Source organism: Micromonospora sp. NPDC049282 (assembly GCF_043197045.1).
Taxonomy (GTDB): Bacteria; Actinomycetota; Actinomycetes; order Mycobacteriales; family Micromonosporaceae; genus Micromonospora.
Genome location: NZ_JBICSL010000002.1, coordinates 568521 through 584725, shown reverse-complemented (window position 1 = coordinate 584725; position 16205 = coordinate 568521). Strand labels below are relative to the sequence as shown.

General features: G+C 73.0%; 19 protein-coding genes and 1 pseudogene. 10 read left to right on the top strand and 10 right to left on the bottom strand.

Features of this window, described 5'->3' with window-relative positions:
• Positions 1-374, bottom strand: a pseudogene (locus tag ACGFI2_RS06470) (ABC transporter permease); the annotation flags it as partial.
• Positions 375-523: 149 nt separating this feature from the next.
• A complete protein-coding gene (locus ACGFI2_RS06465; RefSeq protein WP_393511597.1) occupies positions 524-1273 on the bottom strand; it encodes a 4'-phosphopantetheinyl transferase family protein in 750 nt (249 codons plus the stop codon).
• A gap of 371 nt (positions 1274-1644) precedes the next feature.
• On the opposite strand from ACGFI2_RS06465, the gene ACGFI2_RS06460 reads away from it, so the two are divergent.
• Both ACGFI2_RS06460 and ACGFI2_RS06455 read left to right on the top strand, forming a co-directional pair.
• Positions 1645-2664: a polyprenyl synthetase family protein gene (locus ACGFI2_RS06460; RefSeq protein ID WP_393511594.1), complete on the top strand. Its 1020-nt coding sequence runs from the start codon at positions 1645-1647 to the stop codon at positions 2662-2664.
• Between the two features lie 57 nt (positions 2665-2721).
• Positions 2722-3165 (top strand): NUDIX domain-containing protein, encoded by a 444-nt coding sequence (locus tag ACGFI2_RS06455; RefSeq protein ID WP_393511591.1) that lies wholly within the window; start codon positions 2722-2724, stop codon positions 3163-3165.
• Positions 3166-3216: 51 nt separating this feature from the next.
• Here the strand turns inward: ACGFI2_RS06455 and ACGFI2_RS06450 are convergent, their stop codons facing one another.
• Together ACGFI2_RS06450 and ACGFI2_RS06445 are read right to left on the bottom strand one after the other, a co-directional pair.
• Positions 3217-3558, bottom strand: a complete 342-nt coding sequence (locus ACGFI2_RS06450; RefSeq protein ID WP_393511588.1) for an MmcQ/YjbR family DNA-binding protein — start codon at positions 3556-3558, stop codon at positions 3217-3219.
• 69 nt (positions 3559-3627) lie between these two features.
• On the bottom strand, positions 3628-4095 hold the full coding sequence (locus ACGFI2_RS06445) for an NUDIX domain-containing protein (protein ID WP_393511585.1): 468 nt from the start codon (positions 4093-4095) through the stop codon (positions 3628-3630).
• A gap of 145 nt (positions 4096-4240) precedes the next feature.
• Here ACGFI2_RS06445 and ACGFI2_RS06440 point away from each other — a divergent pair, with 145 nt between their 5' ends.
• The 4 genes from ACGFI2_RS06440 (at position 4241) to ACGFI2_RS06425 (ending at position 7408) form a co-directional block, all read left to right on the top strand.
• Positions 4241-4726 (top strand): hypothetical protein, encoded by a 486-nt coding sequence (locus ACGFI2_RS06440; protein WP_393511582.1) that lies wholly within the window; start codon positions 4241-4243, stop codon positions 4724-4726.
• Between the two features lie 91 nt (positions 4727-4817).
• Positions 4818-5696 (top strand): ABC transporter ATP-binding protein, encoded by an 879-nt coding sequence (locus tag ACGFI2_RS06435; RefSeq protein ID WP_393511579.1) that lies wholly within the window; start codon positions 4818-4820, stop codon positions 5694-5696.
• Entirely contained in the window at positions 5693-6709 is a 1017-nt protein-coding gene (locus tag ACGFI2_RS06430; protein WP_393511576.1) for an ABC transporter permease subunit, read from the top strand. The genes ACGFI2_RS06435 and ACGFI2_RS06430 overlap by 4 nt, the downstream gene beginning before the upstream one ends.
• A gap of 252 nt (positions 6710-6961) precedes the next feature.
• Positions 6962-7408 (top strand): hypothetical protein, encoded by a 447-nt coding sequence (locus ACGFI2_RS06425; RefSeq protein ID WP_393511573.1) that lies wholly within the window; start codon positions 6962-6964, stop codon positions 7406-7408.
• A gap of 202 nt (positions 7409-7610) precedes the next feature.
• Here ACGFI2_RS06425 and ACGFI2_RS06420 read toward each other — a convergent pair whose 3' ends face one another.
• A complete protein-coding gene (locus tag ACGFI2_RS06420) occupies positions 7611-8813 on the bottom strand; it encodes an ice-binding family protein (protein WP_393511570.1) in 1203 nt (400 codons plus the stop codon).
• A 362-nt stretch (positions 8814-9175) separates the two neighbouring features.
• On the opposite strand from ACGFI2_RS06420, the gene ACGFI2_RS06415 reads away from it, so the two are divergent.
• Together ACGFI2_RS06415 and ACGFI2_RS06410 are read left to right on the top strand one after the other, a co-directional pair.
• The gene (locus ACGFI2_RS06415; protein ID WP_393511567.1) at positions 9176-9559 is read left to right on the top strand and encodes a transposase; all 384 of its coding nucleotides are present in this window, start codon (positions 9176-9178) and stop codon (positions 9557-9559) included.
• Positions 9560-9645: 86 nt separating this feature from the next.
• On the top strand, positions 9646-10179 hold the full coding sequence (locus ACGFI2_RS06410; protein ID WP_393511564.1) for a GNAT family N-acetyltransferase: 534 nt from the start codon (positions 9646-9648) through the stop codon (positions 10177-10179).
• A 13-nt stretch (positions 10180-10192) separates the two neighbouring features.
• On the opposite strand, the gene ACGFI2_RS06405 is transcribed toward ACGFI2_RS06410, so the two are convergent.
• The gene (locus tag ACGFI2_RS06405; RefSeq protein ID WP_393511561.1) at positions 10193-10393 is read right to left on the bottom strand and encodes a DUF397 domain-containing protein; all 201 of its coding nucleotides are present in this window, start codon (positions 10391-10393) and stop codon (positions 10193-10195) included.
• Complete coding sequence (locus ACGFI2_RS06400) at positions 10384-11181, bottom strand: helix-turn-helix transcriptional regulator (RefSeq protein ID WP_393511558.1); 798 nt, start codon at positions 11179-11181, stop codon at positions 10384-10386. The genes ACGFI2_RS06405 and ACGFI2_RS06400 overlap by 10 nt, the downstream gene beginning before the upstream one ends.
• A gap of 187 nt (positions 11182-11368) precedes the next feature.
• On the opposite strand from ACGFI2_RS06400, the gene ACGFI2_RS06395 reads away from it, so the two are divergent.
• The gene (locus ACGFI2_RS06395; RefSeq protein ID WP_393511651.1) at positions 11369-11683 is read left to right on the top strand and encodes a hypothetical protein; all 315 of its coding nucleotides are present in this window, start codon (positions 11369-11371) and stop codon (positions 11681-11683) included.
• A 1-nt stretch (position 11684) separates the two neighbouring features.
• Here the strand turns inward: ACGFI2_RS06395 and ACGFI2_RS06390 are convergent, their stop codons facing one another.
• Both ACGFI2_RS06390 and ACGFI2_RS06385 read right to left on the bottom strand, forming a co-directional pair.
• A complete protein-coding gene (locus ACGFI2_RS06390; RefSeq protein WP_393511555.1) occupies positions 11685-12341 on the bottom strand; it encodes a response regulator in 657 nt (218 codons plus the stop codon).
• Complete coding sequence (locus ACGFI2_RS06385) at positions 12338-13498, bottom strand: sensor histidine kinase (RefSeq protein ID WP_393511552.1); 1161 nt, start codon at positions 13496-13498, stop codon at positions 12338-12340. The genes ACGFI2_RS06390 and ACGFI2_RS06385 overlap by 4 nt, the downstream gene beginning before the upstream one ends.
• A gap of 99 nt (positions 13499-13597) precedes the next feature.
• Between ACGFI2_RS06385 and ACGFI2_RS06380 the strand changes: the two genes are divergently transcribed.
• On the top strand, positions 13598-14575 hold the full coding sequence (locus tag ACGFI2_RS06380; RefSeq protein ID WP_393511549.1) for an aldo/keto reductase family oxidoreductase: 978 nt from the start codon (positions 13598-13600) through the stop codon (positions 14573-14575).
• Between the two features lie 105 nt (positions 14576-14680).
• Here ACGFI2_RS06380 and ACGFI2_RS06375 read toward each other — a convergent pair whose 3' ends face one another.
• On the bottom strand, positions 14681-16054 hold the full coding sequence (locus ACGFI2_RS06375) for a PHB depolymerase family esterase (RefSeq protein WP_393511546.1): 1374 nt from the start codon (positions 16052-16054) through the stop codon (positions 14681-14683).
• Between the last annotated feature and the right edge of the window lie 151 nt (positions 16055-16205).

Below are 16205 nucleotides of genomic sequence, written 5' to 3'. Positions count from 1 at the left end.
ACGGCCACCACGATCGACGCGCGGGCGCCGTAGATGGTCCGGGAGTAGACGTCGCGGCCCTGCACGTCGTAGCCGAACCAGGCCGAGGAGGACGGCTCGACCCGGCTGCGCTCCAGCGCGCCGTTGACCGCGTCGCCGGAGGTGAACAGCGAGGGGAACGCGGCCATCACGAGGAAGAGCAGGATGAACGCCGCCGAGATCCAGAACAGCGGCTTGCGCCGCAGGTCGAGCCAGGCGTCACTGAGCAGGCCGCGGGGCTTCTGCTGCTTGGCGCTCTCCGGCACGCCGGCGTCGGTGGGCGCGCCGGACCCGGCCTCGGTGGGCATGGTGGCGGGCGGGGTGGAGACGATCGAGGCGGTGGACGGGTCGCTCATGCCGGCACCTCGCAGGGTCGATGACGTGAACTCACGGTATCGGCCGGCAGCGCGTCGGGTGGTCCGGCGGGAACGAACCGCGCAAAGCGGTGCCCGGGCCGCCGCCGCGTTGCGGTTGGCGCTGCGCGAGCTGAGACCCAGCCCGTCCATCAGCTGGGTCTGCTCGGTGATCGGCGTGGCCGGCCGGAGCATGCGCTCCAGGATGGAGCCATCAGGGCAAGGACATCGGCGAGTGTCGACGAATGGAACTCGACCACGTACGGGGCGTCGCCGGCCCGGGCTACCGCCATCCGGTAGCCGGGCGGCGTCGCCACGTCGGCGAGGCGGTGCGCGCCGGGCGGGTCGGCGCACTCCACGACGTCGCCCGCGTGCACCGGCACGGCCAGGTGGGGCCAGAGCCGGGCCCCGGCCGACTTGACCGCCGCCTCCTTTCGTACCCACAGCCGGGTGCACCGGTCGGCCCGCTGCCCGGCGTCGGCCCCGTCGGCGACGTGCCGCGCCTCCTCGGGATGGAAGAAGCGCCCCGCCAGGGACACCGGATCCCGGCCCGGCGGATGGTGCTGGATGTCCACCCCGACCGGGCGGCCCACGCCGAGCGCCACCGCGACGAGGCCACCGGAGTAGGAGAGGCTGGTGTGCCGCCCGGCGTGCGGTCCGGTCAGCGCCGGCCGGCCGTACCGGCCGGGACGCCAGACGAGCGCCTGCGGCGCGACGCCAGCCTCCCGGCCGGCGAGGACGCGCAGCGCGCCGTGCGCGACCGTGAACCGGTCGCGCAGCGCCGCGGTGCCGAGCGCCGCGGCACGGGAACGCTCGGCCGGGTCGAGCACCGCGTGGCAGCGGGACAGCTCCGCCGGTGACGCGTCGACCGGAACCACCCAGACCCGTACGGTGTCCCGCATGGACGCAGCGTAGTGGTCCGGAATGACGTTGACACGCGGCGATGCGGGTTCCTCCGACAGGCCGGTGTTGGCGCAGACGGCCCAGGCGCGGGTCCCCGTTCCGATCGCCGGGCCGGGAGCCGGCACCGCGCCCCTGGCCTGGGGGCACGGCACGGACGGGCTCACGCTGATGGAGTTCGCGTCCCTTACCCGGCGGTGCGCCTGATCATTGGTGCATTTGACTGCCCATCGGCCACTTTGCCGAAGAATATCGTCATCGCATTGGCCAGCGACCATGGATCGGTGCGTTTATCGATGTTGTTCGCGGGAATCCCGGCCGGTAACGTCGCGCCTGGCGACTAGCCGAGCCTTCGCGAAAGGGCCGACGCGTCATGACGGTTGCTGGCTTCACGCGATACCCGCCCTTCATCGACGACCTCGCCCGAAGCGAATCGGGACGGCTGCTGCACGCCGAACTCGGCCGCCGCTGGCCGGAGACCACCGACCAGCTAACCGCGATCGTCCGGTACGCGCTGCTGCCGGCCGGCAAGCTGCTCCGCCCGATGATGACGCTGCACGCCGCGGAGGCGGTGGGCGGGTCCCCCCGGGACGTGCTCGCCGCCGCGCTCGGGACGGAATACCTCCACGTCGCGACGCTCGTGCACGACGACATCATCGACGCCGACACGCTGCGCCGCGGCCGTCCGGCGGTCCCGGTCGCGTTCGGCATCCCGGACGCCATCGTCGCCGGCGACCACCTCATCTTCACCGCCTTCCGGTCCATCATGGAGGGCGACGCCGCGGTGCCACCGGGCCACGCGGTCGCCGCGATCACCGCGCTGGCCGAGGCGGGGCAGGACCTGTGCCGGGGCCAGTCGATCGAGGCGGGGCTCGTCGGTGACCTCGACGCGGGCGCCCGCTGGTATCCGGAGATGATCCGCCTCAAGACCGGGTCGCTGTTCCGCGCGGCGTGCCACATCGGCGCGTTGCTCGGCGGCGCGGAGCCGGCCGTGGCGTCCGCGCTCGCCCGCTACGGCGAGCACGTCGGCATCGCGTTCCAGATCCGCGACGACCTGCTGTCCTACGTCGCCACCCCGGAACAGACCGGTAAGCCGGCCACCAGCGACCTGAACAACGGCCGCCCCACGCTGCCACTGCTGCTGGCGTACGACGCGGCCACCGACACCGACCGGGTCGAGCTGATGGCGGTGCTGCACCGGCGGGGCGCGGGTCCCGGCGACGTCGAGTGGGTCGCCGCCCTGCTCCACGACGTCGACGCGATCGAGGGAGCCCGCCGGCGGATGGTGGAGCACGCCGAGCGCGCCCGCGCCGAACTGGCCGTGCTCGCCCCCTCCGCCAGCGCGGACGTGCTGGCCGGCATCGCGCGCTGGATGACGAGCGGGATGGCGTGAGTTGCCTGCGTCATCTCCTGCCGCGGGCTTGTCGCATCCCCGTGCTCCAATCCCGGCATGCATCTCGTGGTCACCGGCGCACTCGTGGAGAACGGCGCGGTCCTGCTCGTACACCGCAGCCCGACCCGCCAGGCCTATCCGGATCTCTGGGATCTGCCCGGAGGGCACGTCGACCCGGGTGAGTCGGAGCTGCAGGCGCTCGCGCGTGAGATGCACGAGGAACTCGGTGTGCGGATCGTGGCGGACTCCTCGTCACGGTTGGGCGACCTGCGCGCCGGCAGCGGGGAGAACGCCGTTCACCTGTGCGTCTGGCACGTCGGAGACTGGGTCGGTTCTCCGACCAACTGTGCGCCCGACGAGCACGACGACATGGCGTGGGTCGAGATCCACGAGCTCGGCGGCCTTCCCCTCGTGCATGGCGACCTGCCGGCACTTGTTCGTTCTCTGGCTGGTCCTGGCCAGCCGCATCGTCGCGACGGGGCACCGACGGCCGCGTCGTGAGCACAACTTCACCGCCGTCCACGACGGACGACGGTAGGCCCTCGAGCCCGGTCAGCCGCCGAGACGCTGCCGAGCGAGGAACTTGGGCACGACCAGGCGCCACGCCTCCGTCACCAATTCGGTCATGTATCCGTGGTCGAGCCGCGCGAGGTGGCAGCACACCCAGTTGAAGCGTTGGTCGGATGCACCGGGCAGGAAGAACAGATCCGGGTCGCTGGTGATGAGCCCCTCGCGCTCCTCCTTCGGATACCCGAAGCCCATCGTCGTCTCGTCGCGGGAGAACGCGACGTACACGATGGCGCCGACCCGGAACTTCACGCGGTCCCGGATCAGGTGCTCACTGCTGCGCGGCAGCGTCCGCGCCAGCGCGCGGACGTCGGCTACGGTGACCATGCCCCGACCCTACGCATGAGGTGGGTCAGAATGGGCCGATGACGGTTGGGCCCGGGGTGGTCGTCGCCGTCACCCGGCCAGGTGGCCGGTGGTCCGCAGCAGCGCCCGGGTGAACCGGTTGAGGCTGACCTCGGGGAGCTGCGGCGGGGCGAACCAGCCCAGCTCGCTGATCTCGTCATGGTCGGGGGCCGGCGTCCCGTCCGCGACACCCGCCCGGTAGACGGCGGTGACGTAGGCGACCCGATCGCCGTTGGGGTAGGTCACCTCGTAGTCCGCGCCGCCGAGCACGTCCAGCAGCCGCGGCTCGCTGATCCGGATGCCGATCTCCTCGCGGATCTCACGCCTGGCGGCATCGACCGGGGATTCGCCGATGTCGACCGCGCCACCGGGCACCGCCCACCCGTCCCGAAGCCCGGCATGGCGCACCAGCAGGAGCCGTGCGTGATCGTCGACGACGATGACCGACACCGACGGCATCTGGATCAAGTCGTGGCCGATCAAGGCCCGCAGCCGGGCGAGATGCGAGGACATGGCCATCTGGACACGGTAGCGGCCATGGCCTGCATCACCGCCTCGACCAGGTACGACACGCACGTTCGCGGCAGCATCCCTGCCGGCGCCGGAGCGCCCTGACCGGATTCCCGATCCGGCGGCGTGCGCGGCCATGCCAGAATCGGCAGCCGTGTCCTACCTCCCCCCGCAGCCGTACCCGCCCATGCCCGGCGGTGTCACGCCGCTCGTCGCGTATCCCCATCCGATCGCGCCGCCGCCGGGCTACGCGGTGCTCGTCGTCTCGGTGAACCGCGGGCCCTACCTGGTGCCGGTGCCGACCACCAGCCGCTTCAAGATCGACCGGCAGTCGGTGCCGATCCCCGGCGAGGGCACCTGGCACATCGCGGTCCCGGCCGGCCCGCACGACGTCCGGTACACCGACTTCCTGGGCGTGCCGATCGTCACCACGTCGGTGGTGGCCCAGCCGGGCGCCGCGCACCACCTGTCGTTCCGCTTCGGCGGCTGGCGCAACCGGGTGCACGACGGCCACGGCGCTGACGTGACGCGGTTCGGCATGTGGTCGAACTACAGCATCATGCTTGTCGCGCTGGCGGTCATCCTGCCGCTCTGCTGCGGTGGCGTCGTGCTGGTCACCACCCTCTCCACGTCGACCTGACCGCGAAACCGGCCAGAAGTACGGCGGTCGCGCCGGCCGGCCCTCCTTCGGGCCGATGCCGGCGCCGGCCCCGATCCGCAGGATCGAGGCCATGCCACAAACCGATCTCGCGCTCCAGGCCCGGGGCCTGACCAAACGGTACGGCCGCCGGCCGGCCCTGTCCGACTGCGACCTCGACCTGCCCCGGGGCCGGATGGTCGGCCTGGTCGGCCCGAACGGCGCCGGCAAGTCCACCCTGCTGAACCTCGCCTGCGGGCTGACCACGCCGACGGCCGGCACGCTGCGGGTGCTCGGCTCCGCGCCCGCGGCGGACGCCGCGCACCTGGCCCGGGTCGGGTTCGTCGCCCAGGACACCCCGGTGTACGCCGGCTTCTCGGTCGCCGACCACCTGCGGATGGGCGCGAGGCTGAACCCGTCCTGGGACCGGGCGTTGGCCGAGCGGCGGATCGCCCGGGTGGGGCTCGATCCGGGGCAGCGGGCGGGCCGGCTCTCCGGCGGGCAGCGGGCGCAGTTGGCGCTGACCGTCGCCGTGGCCAAGCGCCCCGAGTTGCTGATCCTCGACGAGCCGGCCGCCGCGCTGGACCCGCTGGCCCGCGACGGTTTCCTGGGCCACCTGATGGAGGTGGTGGCCGAGCTGGGCGCCAGTGCGATCCTCTCCTCGCACCTGCTCGGCGACGTGGCACGGGTCTGCGACCACCTCGTGGTGCTGGGCGCGTCCCGGGTCCAGGTCGCCGGTGACGTGGCCGACCTGCTGGCCCGGCACCACCGCCTGGTCGCCCCGCGCGGCGAGCTGGACCGGCTGCCGGCCGGGGTCGAGGTGCTGTCGACGCGGCACACCGAGGGGCACAGCCACGCCGTGGTGCGGGTCGACGGTCCGCTGCCGCGCCTGCCGTGGCCGGTGGAGCCGGTCGGGCTGGAGGAGCTGGTGCTGAGCTACCTGACCCGGGCGGCGGGGGAGGGCGACCGATGATCTGGACCACCTGGCGACAGTTCCGGGTGCCGGCCCTGGTCGGCGTGGTGGCGTTGGCGCTGTTCGCCGCCTACGTCGTACATCTCGGCCTGGACGTTCGGGACGCCTACGACAGCTACCGGGCCCAGTGCGCCGGCTTGCCCGACTGCCCCCGGCTGGGCCAGCTCGCGGTCGACTACGAGAACACCTCGCTCTATCTGGCCGCGCTGCTCGGGCCGGTGCCCGGCCTGCTCGGCATGTTCTGGGGCGCGCCGCTGGTGGCCCGGGAGTTGGAGGCCGGCACCCAGCGGCTGGTCTGGAACCAGAGCGTGACCCGGCGCCGCTGGCTCGCCGTCAAGCTGGCCGTGGTCGGGCTGACCGCGATGGCCGTGACGGGCGTCGCCGCCGGGCTGGTGACCTGGGCGATGAGCCCGGTCGACCGGGTGGCGGACAACCGGTTCAGCACGGTCCTGTTCGGCGCCCGCAACCTCGCCCCGGTGGCGTACGCGGCGCTCGCGGTCGTGCTCGGCGTGCTGATCGGGCTGCTGGTGCGCCGTACCGTGCCGGCCATGGCGCTGACCGCGCTGGTCTTCGTGGTCCTCCAGTTCCTGGTGCCGAACCTGGTCCGGCCGCACCTGCTGCCGGCGCAGCACGTGGCGCTGCCGATGACGGCGTCGGCGATCAACCAGGCGCGCGGTCTGGGCAGCATCACCGGCGCGCCGGTGGTGCGGGGCCTGGCCGTGCCGGACGCCTGGGTCACCGAGGTCAGCGAGTTGCGTACCCGCACCGGCGAGTCGCTCGACGCGAAGGTCTTCGACAGGTGCTTCACCGACCCGCCGAGGTCCGGCGCGGCGGAGGGGCCGTTCGGTGACACCGCGACGTGCCTGGCCGACCAGGACCTGCATGTGGACGTCGCCTACCAGCCGGTCGGCCGGTACTGGTCGTTCCAGTGGTTGGAGTCGGCTCTCTATCTGCTGCTGGCCGCGCTGCTGGCGGCGGTCGCGTTCCGCCGCATCCAGCGTCGCCCGAGCTAAGCCGTGTCTTCAAAGGTTTACCACCATTGGAGTAGCGCGGCGATAGTGACGATGGCCCGGAACGAGGTCGCGGTCTTGTCGTAGCGGCGGGGCCGCCGGCGGATGCGGGCCTGGCAGACCGATCCGTCCGCGCCGCCCGTGGTGTCGCTGCGCTCCCCGGCGGAGCTGGACGTCTGGCTGAGCGGGCTGCCCCGTCGGTGAGGACGGGCGGATCCTCGCCTACTGACGGCCGCGGAACTGAGAGGACCGAGGATGAAGTCGACGGAGACACCGGTACGCGACCAGATCATCGCCTTCCTGCACGGCTGCGCGCGGGCCGTCGAGGCCGGCGACAACGGTGCCGTGGCCGCGAGCTACGCCGAGACGTACATCGAGGGTGACCCGGGCGGGGCGGCGGCCGTCATCAACGACGTCGGGTACCGGGCCGCTCTCGACGAACGCCACACGGCGATGACCGAGCAGTTTGGTCTGACCGGAGCCCAGGTGACGGTCCTGGACGTTCTCGATCTCGCACCGGGGTACGTCCTCGTACCGACCGAGTGGACGTTGGACTTCACGCCGCCGCAGGGCAAGGCCGGCAGCGCGCGGTTCGCACAGACCCACGTGGTGCGCTGCGACGGCGACCGGCCACAGATCCTGCTCTACCTCTCGCACGAGTGCGAGGACGACGTCATGCGCGAGCTGGGGCTCACCGGCTGACCCTCCATGGCGAATACGTCGTGGGGGCCCCCCCCCCCGGGGGGGGGGCGCCCCCCGGGGGGGGGGCCGGGCGGGGGCCCCCCCCGGGGGGGGCCCCCCCCCCCCCCCCCCCGCGGCCCCCCCGGGGCCCCCCCCCCCCCGGGGGGGGGGGGCCCCCACGACGTGAGGTGGCCCGGCCGGGATCACACCGGCCGGGCCACGATCAGGACTCCAGGCGTCGACGTCGGGCGAGGAAGAACACGACCGCGCCCAGGACGACCATCACACTTCCGACGCCGGTCATGGCCGGGACCACGCCGCCGCCGGTGACCGGCAGGATAGGTTGCTTGCCGCCACCACCAGGTTTGCCGGGTGCGCCGGGGCTGCCCGGCGCGCCGGGGCTGCCGGGTGCGCCGGGCGCTCCGGGCGCTCCGGGGGGTCCGGACGGACCAGGTGCGCCGGGGCTGCCGGGCGCTCCGGGGGCTCCCGGACTACCGGGTGCGCCAGGGGCTCCAGGTGCTCCCGGACTACCGGGTGCTCCCGGGCTGCCGGGTGCTCCCGGGCTGCCGGGTGCTCCCGGGCTGCCGGGTGCTCCCGGGCTGCCGGGCGCGCCAGGGCTGCCGGGTGCTCCCGGGCTGCCAGGCGCGCCGGGGCTGCCGGGTGCTCCCGGGCTGCCGGGCGCGCCGGGGCTGCCGGGTGCTCCCGGGCTGCCAGGCGGGCCGGACGGGCCGGGCGGGCCGGTGGGTCCGGGCGGGCCCGTCGGCCCGGCGCAGATCGGTGCGGTGATGACGTTGGTGTCGAGGGTGACGGCGGCGGTGCGCGCCAGCGCGCGGCCCTGGAGGGTCGCGCCGGTGGCCATCGTGATCGCGGCCTGAGCCATGATGGTGCCCACGAAGGTGGTGCCAGTGCCGATCGTCGCCGAGCTGCCGATCTTCCAGAACACGTTGCAGGCCGACGCCCCGTTGATCAGGACGACGCTGCTGTTTGACGCCGTGGTCAGCGAGGAGTCCACCTGGAAGATGAACACGGCCGACGGGTCGCCCTGGCCGTTGAGCGTCAAGGGTCCGGTCAGTTGGGCCGCCCCGATCCGGTAGACCCCTTCGTTGAGCGTGTTGCCACCCAGCTCCGCCGGGAGGTTGGTGAACGGGGTCCGGCCGGCGGCATCGTTGAAGGCGATGGTCAGGTCGCTCTGAGCCTGTAGGGCGACCGCGTCGCCGAGGTGCACCTCGCCGCCGATGGTTGCCGTGCCGAAGCCGGACGCGGTGTTTCCGGGGAACCGCCCGAGGCTCTGGGCCAGGAAGCTGGGGCCGGTGTTGGTGGGCTCCGCCCCGGCCAGGACGGAGAAGTCGGCCGCCGTCCCGAGGTTGACCGGTGCTTCCTGGGCGTTGGCGGCGGTCGAGCTGAAGAGCAGCAGGCTGGCTGCCACTGTGGCGGCTGCGCCAGCCGCGAGCGCCGGCAGGACCACCCGCCGCCGTAGCCGATGTTTGGGTTGAGCTGTCACAGAACACCCTCCGTGGGTACTACTCGCAGGAGGCGTCCAGCGAGTGGCGTCCTGCGTGATACGGCTGCATGGCGCCGATGTAGCGCGCTGACCACCACATCACGTCACGTGTTCCAATGAGGGTGAATCAGGACAATAGCCCAATTCTATCTATCTGAATCGGACTAACATTCGTATTCGCATTCGCCGGTTCTGGGAGTAGCGGGCGGGTGCGTGGCCCGAGCAACCGAGCGGATCTCAGCCTAGACAGTGTCTTTAGAAAATCTTCGTGTCGGATGATGTAGCGCGTGGGTCGTCGCTACGAGTTGTCTGAGGTCGGGTGGGAAGCGCTGTCGAGGTACCTGCCGTCGGCGGTGACCGGTGGTCGGCCTCGAGTCGATGACCGGCGGGTGCTCAATGGGATCGTGTGGAAGATCCGGGCCGGGCCGGGCCGGGCCGGGGCGGCGTGGCGTGACGTGCCCGCCCGCTACGGGTCGTGGCAGTCGATCTACACCCGTTTCCGCAGGTGGGCCCTTGACGGCACGTTCGAGCGGATGCTCGCTGGGGTCCAGGCCGACGCGGACGCGTTGCCGGATCGCCGCGCGGTTTCCGCCTCGGCTCGACACCCTCGTGCGAACGGGCCCGGGAGTCCGGGATGGGAGGAGAGGTGGTCCGAGAGGCTAGAAACGTGATGACGCTGATGGCTCAGAGGTGCGGCGCCGCCACGCTGATCGGGTCGCCTGGCGCGGGGACCTCGGGCGTTGCTTGGATGGTCGGCATGACCGGAATCGGACCCGTCGCCTGGCCGCCCGCACCGATCCGCACCGAGCGACTGGTGCTCCGGGCGCCCGAGGCGCGGGACCGGTCGGCGTTCGTCGAGTTGCTGGCGTCGCCGGAGGCGCACGCCTACCTCGGCGGCCCCCGGTCGCGCGACGAGCTGGAGCGGGAGCTGCCCGAGGTGCCCGGGCAGTGGCCGGGGAGTTTCGTCGTCGACCTCGACGGGGCGATGATCGGCCGGGTCCTGCTCCGGCGCGCCACCGGGCATCGCCGTCCGGCGGCGGTGGGGAAGGCCGATCTCGGTTACCTGTTCCTGCCGCACGCGTGGGGTTTCGGGTACGCGACGGAGGCGTGCGTGGCGGTGCTCGAGTGGTTCGACCGCGTCCTGCCCGGCGAGCCGGTGGTGCTCACCACCCAGTCGGCGAACGCCGACTCGATGCGCCTCGCGGCGAAGCTGGGGTTCACCGAGGTGGAGCGGTTCCACGCCTGGGACGCCGAGCAGTGGCTCGGCGTGCGACCCCCGGTGACGCCCTAGCCTGAGCCGGCGGTCAGCCGGTGGGACCGATCCGCTTGGCCAGGTCCACGAAGGACCGCCAGGACGCGGCGTCGACGTGCAGGGTGCCGCCGTCGCGGTCCTTGGTGTCGCGGACCAGTACGACGCCCGGCAGGTTGTCCGCGACCTCCACACAGGAGCCACCGTTGCCGCCGGACCGGGTCGACTTCCGCCACTGAGGGGTGGTCAGTTCCATGACTTCGCCACTTCCTTGATCAGCTTGAGGGACTGCCGGCGGGGGAGCGCCTCGTTGCGCACGATCTCCCACGTCCTGGCGAGCCTAGCAACGTCGGCCGGCGCGTCGACGATCTGCGCGGTGAGCTGGTTGTCCGCGTGGATCACCCGGCTGCCGTCGGGCAGTTCGGCGATGATGAACTGCCCGGCCAGGCCCAGGTACATGCCGGCGTCGACCGGCACCACGTGCACCTGGACGTGTTCCAGCACGGCCAGCTCCACCAGGCGGTCGAACTGCTCCGCCATCAGGCCCGGCGCGTCGAGCACCGGCCGGCGGAGCACCGACTCGTCGACGACGGCGATGAGCTGCGGCGGGCGCGGCCCGGTCAGGATCGCCTGCCGGCCCAGTCGGCTCGTCACGATGCGGTCGGACTCCTCCGGGGTGAACCGGCCGCCGGCCAGGGTCGCGCGGGCGTACCGCTCGGTCTGGAGCAGGCCGGGCAGGTAGGACAGCTCGAACCAGCGCAGCGTGGCCGCCTCCCGCTCCACCTCGATCCACTCCCGCAGCCACACCGGGTCGGCGTCGAGCGTGGCGAGCGCGCGCAACATCCGCTCGAACCGCCCGCCGGTCGCGAACCGCTCGTCGATCGCCTTCGTGTAGTCCCGGGTCGGCGCGCGCCCGCCGGTCTCCACCGAGCTGACGTGCGACCCCGAATAGCCGATCCGCCGGCCGAACTCCTCCTGGCTCAGCTCCACCGACGCCCGGAACAGGCGCAGCTCACCCAGCACGTAGGCCGTCGCGCTCCCCATCGTCTCCCCAACCGTCGCCCGATCACCGCGGCAGGCCGCCCACGGCTGCCCAACCACCCGCCTGAGCTGCGCGGACGCGCCGAGCATGTGTCGACAGTAGTCGGTTCCTCACCACACTGTCACCGGTGCGGAGCCCGGTCCACGCCGCCAGACCCGAGGAGGTTCCGTGATCACGACGAGACTGCCGATGCCCGGCCCCGGCCCGGAGCCCGACCGGCCACGCGGCTACGGGACGGCCGTGCCGCACACGCCGCTGCGCCCGTCGTGGGCGTGCCGGGCCGACGGCGCGCCGTGGCCCTGCCCGCACGCCCGGCTCGCGCTCAAGGCCGAGTACGACCGCAACCTCGCCGCGCTCACCATCTACCTGGCCGGCCTGCTCTTCGAGGCGATGCGCGACTTCTACCACCTGAACCCGCACGACGGCCCGAGCCCGCAGCAGATGTATCAGCGTTTCCTCGGCTGGAGCCCGTTCCGCCGCCCGATCGTCGAGCCGGCGGACTGAGTCAGGCGCCCTCGACCACCCGGTTCTCCCAGGCCCAGGCGGCGACCTCGACCCGGTTGCGGGCGCCCAGCTTGCTCTGGATGCCGGAGAGGTGACTCTTCACCGTGCTCAGCGAGATGAACAGCTCGGCCGCGATCTCCCGGTTGGTGCGCCCACGCGCGATCGCCCGGACCACCTCGACCTCCCTGGCGGAGAGCCGGTGCGCGTGCCGGCCCGGCGCCGGCCGGGTCGTCGCGGCGACGTGCCGGAGCAGTCGCAACGTCACCGACGGCGAGACCAGCGCGTCGCCGTTGTGCGCGGCGCGGACCGCCTCGACCAGCAGGGCCGGCCCGGCGTCCTTGAGCAGGAAACCGACCGCGCCGTTGCGCAGCGCGCCGTAGACGTACTCGTCCAGGTCGAACGTGGTCACCACGATGACCCGCAGCGGGCCCGGCGGGCCCGGGCCGGCCAGCGCCCGGGTCACCTCGATCCCGTCGAGGCGGGGCATCCGGATGTCGACCAGGCAGACGTCCGGGCGCAGCCGGCGGGCCTCGGCGACCGCCTCGACGCCGTCGGACGCCTCGCCCACCACGGTGATGTCGGGCTGGTCCTCCAGGATGAGCCGTAGCCCGCCCCGGACCATGGCCTGGTCGTCGGCGACCAGCACCCGGATGCTCATCGCGGCGTCCGGCCCGGGAGCGGCGTCCGGCCCGGGAGGGGGAGGGTGGCCCGGACGGACCAGCCTCGCCCGTCGCGGGGGCCGGCCCGTAGTGTGCCGCCGAGCGTCCGTACCCGCTCGCGCATCCCCACCAGGCCGTAGCCGCTTCGCTGGCCGGCCCGGGCCGGTGTCGGCGGCCCGTCGTCCACCACCTCCACGGACACCTCGTCCGGGCCCTGGTCGACGGTGACGGTGACCGACCCGGCGTGCGGGGCGTGGCGGGACACGTTCGTCAGCGCCTCCTGCACGATGCGGTGGACCGTGGTGGTCACCTCCGGCGGCCACCCCTGGTCGCCCTCGGGCAGCCGCAGGCGCACCGGTGGGCCGTGCCGGCCGAAGCGGGTCACCAGGTCGGTGAGCTGCTCCGGCCCGGGCGAGGCGGGCGCCGCGTCGTCGGCGTCCCGCAGCAGCCCGACCACCCGGCGCATGGCGGCCAGCGCGTCGGCGCCGGCCAGCTCGATCCCGGCCAGCATCTCCGGCAGCTTCCCGGGTTGCTTCGCGCCGACCAGTTGCGCGGCCTGGGCCTGCACGACGACGCCGGTGACGTGGTGGGTGACCACGTCGTGCAGCTCACGGGCCAGTTCCAGGCGCTCGTTGCGGCGTACCGTCTCGGTGGCGGCCCGGGCGCGGGCGTCGGCCCGCCGCAACGCGAGGCCGACCGCGACGGCGGCCAGCCAGCACAGCGTGTCGAGCACCGTCACCGCGGTGCGGCCGTGCTGGTTGTCCAGCGACGTGAGCAGGCTGCCGGCGATCACCAGCAGGCCCGCGCCGGCGACGACGGCGGCCGGGCGCACCGGCCGGGTGCGGATCGCGGAGCCGACCAGCACGGCCAGCGCCAGCCCGGTGATCGGGCCGGGCTCCTGCGGCAGGTCCGCGACGAAGGAGATCAGGACGGCCACGGCGGCCACGCCGAGGCCGGCCGCCGCCGCCCGCACCGGGTCCCGGCGTCGCAGCAGGGCCAGGCCGCAGACGATCGCGCCGACCACGCCGTTGAGGATGGTGTACGCGGCGCCCCAGCTGTTCGCGATCATGACGGCGGTGACCGCCAGGCCGAGGGCGAGCACCACGGCGAGGCCGAGATCGGGCAGGAGGCTGGCCGGTCGACGCGTCTCGGTCATGCCACCAGGCTAGGAAACTCCCGGGCCGGACGGACCGGTCAAAAGTACGGTCCACGGCCTCGCCGCGCCGCCGGCCCGGTCCTGTGCTATCCACGTGTCATGGCCGACGACCAGCACGTTTCCCCGGCGAGCGCCGACATCCGTGACCACCGACTGATCTACGGCTGCATGGGGCTGGGCGGCGGCTGGGACGCCGAGCCGTACGGCGCACCGGAGATCGCGGCGGCCGAGGCGGCGGTCCAGGCCGCCCTGGAGATCGGCGTCACCGCGTTCGACCACGCGGACATCTACCGCAACGGCAAGTCGGAGGCGGTCTTCGGCGAGGTCCTGGCCCGCGCGCCGGAACTCCGCTCGCGTGTGGTGCTGCAGACGAAGTGCGGCATCCACCTGGCCGGCGACGACGGGCCGGGCCGGTACGACCTGCGCGGGGCGCACATCGTGCACAGCGTCGAGCAGAGCCTGACCCGGCTGCGGACCGACGTGCTCGACGTCCTGCTGCTGCACCGGCCGGACCCGCTCGCCGAACCGGACGAGGTGGCCGAGGCGCTGACCACGCTGCACCGGCAGGGCCTGGTGCGGCAGTTCGGCGTGTCGAACATGGCGGCGGCGCAGATCGCCCACCTCCAGGCGTCCCTGGACGTGCCGCTGGTCGCCAACCAGTTGGAGATGAGCCTGGCCCGGCGCGACTGGGTCGAGGCCGGCGTGCTGGTGAACACGGCGGAGGCCACCGGGACGAATTTCCCGCTCGGCACGCTTGAGCACTGCCGGGCGCACCGGATCGGCCTGCAGGCCTGGGGGCCGCTGGCCCGTGGGCGCTTCACCGGCGCCGCGCGGACGCCGGCCGACCGGGAGACGGCCGAGCGGGTCGCCGCGCTCGCCGACGCCAGGGGGACGACGCCGGAGGCGATCGTGCTGTGGTGGATCCAGCGGCACCCGGCGCGGGTCGCCCCGGTGATCGGCACCGCCGACCCGACCCGTATCCGGGCCTGCCGGGACGCCGTCCGGCGCGACCCGGAGCTGACCCGCGAGGAGTGGTACGACCTCTGGACGGTCGCCCGAGGCGCCCCCCTCCCGTGACCTCCCGCCCACCCCCGTTCCGCGCGTCCCCGCGTGCGCGTTCCCGGAACGAGTGGCCATCCGGCCCCGGATGACCACTCGTTCCGGGAAACAGGCGCGCCCCGGTCAGGCGAGGGTGCAGGCCGCGCCGTTGAGGGCGAAGGAAGCGGGCTTGCCGGTGTTGCCGGTGTGGGTGGCCTGGAATCCGATGGTGAGCGATCCGTTCGCGGGGATGGCGGCGTTGTAGGCGACGTTGCGGGCGGTCACCTGCCCGGAGGCGGGGGAGTAGGAGGCGTTCCAACCGGAGGTGATGGCCTGACCGCCGGGCAGCGTGAACGCCAGGGCCCAGCCGTTCACGGCGGCGGACCCGGTGTTGGTGATGGTGATGTTCTCCGTCAGCCCGGAGTTCCAGGCGTTGACGTCGACGCTGACCCGGCAGGCGCCCGAGCCCGGCGGCGGCGTGGTCGGGGTCGGGGTCGGGGTGGGTGAGGTGGTCGGCGTCGGGGTCGGGGTCGGTGAGCTGGTCGGCGTCGGCGAGGTGGTCGGCGACGTGGTCGGGCTCGGCGTGCTGGTCAGGCCGAAGAATGCGATCGCGACCGCGGCCATGCCCCCGGAGGGCAGGCTGTGCCCGGCGCCCTGGATGCTGTACGCCTCGACCTGGACGGTGCCGTTGGCGTCGGCGTAGCGACGCCGGTTCCAGTTGGCCTGCGGCGTGTCCGTGGAGGTGGGCGTCTGGCTGAGGCCGAACACGTTCGTCCACTGCTCGATGGTCTCCTGGAGCAGCGAGTACGGCACCAGGTTGTCGGCGGTGCCGTGCCAGAGCTGCACCCGGGGCCGGGGGCCGGTGTAGCCGGGGTAGGCCTGGCGGACCGCGTCACCCCACTGCTGCGGGGTCCGGTTCATGTTGCCGCCGGTGCACTGGCTGCTGCCGGGCGGGTAGTCCGCCGCGTTCGCGAAGCAGTTGTACGGCACGCCCATGAACGCCGCGCCGGCCTTGAACACGTCGGGGTAGAGCGCCAGCATGTGGTTGGTCATCATGCCGCCGGACGAACTGCCGGTGGCGTAGACCCGATCGGGGTCGGCGCCGTACTGCTGCTGGACGTAGCGGACCATCGAGACGATCGACACCGGGTCGCTGCCGCCGCCGCGGCGCTTGGCGGCGTCGGACCAGGTGTCGAAGCAGTTGCCGAAGCCGGCCTGCTGGGTCGCGCTCGGGTAGATCACGATGTACCCGTACCGGTCGGCCAGCGAGGCGAACTCGCTGCCGGAGTAGAAGCCCGGACCGGACCCGCCGCAGCCGTGCATGGCCACCACGGTCGCCGGTCGGGCCGGCCGGTTGTCCGGGACGTAGACGTGCATGCGCATCCGCCCCGGGTTGTCGCCGAAGCTGGTCACCTCGGTCAGCGACGCCGCGTAGGCGGGTTGGACGGTGGGGACCACCAGTCCGGCCGCGGCCAGCGTCGCGGCGGCGGCGAGCAGCATCTTGCCTCTGAGTTTCACGGAGACTCCTTCGATCACCTGTGCAGGTTGAGGTGGTGGGTGGTGCGCCCTGCCCGGCTCCGTGTCGGGTAGCAGATAGTGTTCCCGTCGGGCCGGGAAGTGTCAATCGATGCCTCGCGATACGTGTCCGTGACGATCTCCGTCTACAGTC

What these genes read in the sequence shown, in the direction of transcription:
- ACGFI2_RS06465 (WP_393511597.1), bottom strand. Translation starts at nt 1,273, where the DNA reads ATGCGGGACACCGTACGGGTCTGGGTGGTTCCGGTCGACGCGTCACCG.
- ACGFI2_RS06460 (WP_393511594.1), top strand. Translation starts at nt 1,645, where the DNA reads ATGACGGTTGCTGGCTTCACGCGATACCCGCCCTTCATCGACGACCTC.
- ACGFI2_RS06455 (WP_393511591.1), top strand. Translation starts at nt 2,722, where the DNA reads ATGCATCTCGTGGTCACCGGCGCACTCGTGGAGAACGGCGCGGTCCTG.
- ACGFI2_RS06450 (WP_393511588.1), bottom strand. Translation starts at nt 3,558, where the DNA reads ATGGTCACCGTAGCCGACGTCCGCGCGCTGGCGCGGACGCTGCCGCGC.
- ACGFI2_RS06445 (WP_393511585.1), bottom strand. Translation starts at nt 4,095, where the DNA reads ATGGCCATGTCCTCGCATCTCGCCCGGCTGCGGGCCTTGATCGGCCAC.
- ACGFI2_RS06435 (WP_393511579.1), top strand. Translation starts at nt 4,818, where the DNA reads ATGCCACAAACCGATCTCGCGCTCCAGGCCCGGGGCCTGACCAAACGG.
- ACGFI2_RS06430 (WP_393511576.1), top strand. Translation starts at nt 5,693, where the DNA reads ATGATCTGGACCACCTGGCGACAGTTCCGGGTGCCGGCCCTGGTCGGC.
- ACGFI2_RS06425 (WP_393511573.1), top strand. Translation starts at nt 6,962, where the DNA reads ATGAAGTCGACGGAGACACCGGTACGCGACCAGATCATCGCCTTCCTG.
- ACGFI2_RS06410 (WP_393511564.1), top strand. Translation starts at nt 9,646, where the DNA reads ATGACCGGAATCGGACCCGTCGCCTGGCCGCCCGCACCGATCCGCACC.
- ACGFI2_RS06405 (WP_393511561.1), bottom strand. Translation starts at nt 10,393, where the DNA reads ATGGAACTGACCACCCCTCAGTGGCGGAAGTCGACCCGGTCCGGCGGC.
- ACGFI2_RS06400 (WP_393511558.1), bottom strand. Translation starts at nt 11,181, where the DNA reads ATGGGGAGCGCGACGGCCTACGTGCTGGGTGAGCTGCGCCTGTTCCGG.
- ACGFI2_RS06395 (WP_393511651.1), top strand. Translation starts at nt 11,369, where the DNA reads ATGCCCGGCCCCGGCCCGGAGCCCGACCGGCCACGCGGCTACGGGACG.
- ACGFI2_RS06390 (WP_393511555.1), bottom strand. Translation starts at nt 12,341, where the DNA reads ATGAGCATCCGGGTGCTGGTCGCCGACGACCAGGCCATGGTCCGGGGC.
- ACGFI2_RS06385 (WP_393511552.1), bottom strand. Translation starts at nt 13,498, where the DNA reads ATGACCGAGACGCGTCGACCGGCCAGCCTCCTGCCCGATCTCGGCCTC.
- ACGFI2_RS06380 (WP_393511549.1), top strand. Translation starts at nt 13,598, where the DNA reads ATGGCCGACGACCAGCACGTTTCCCCGGCGAGCGCCGACATCCGTGAC.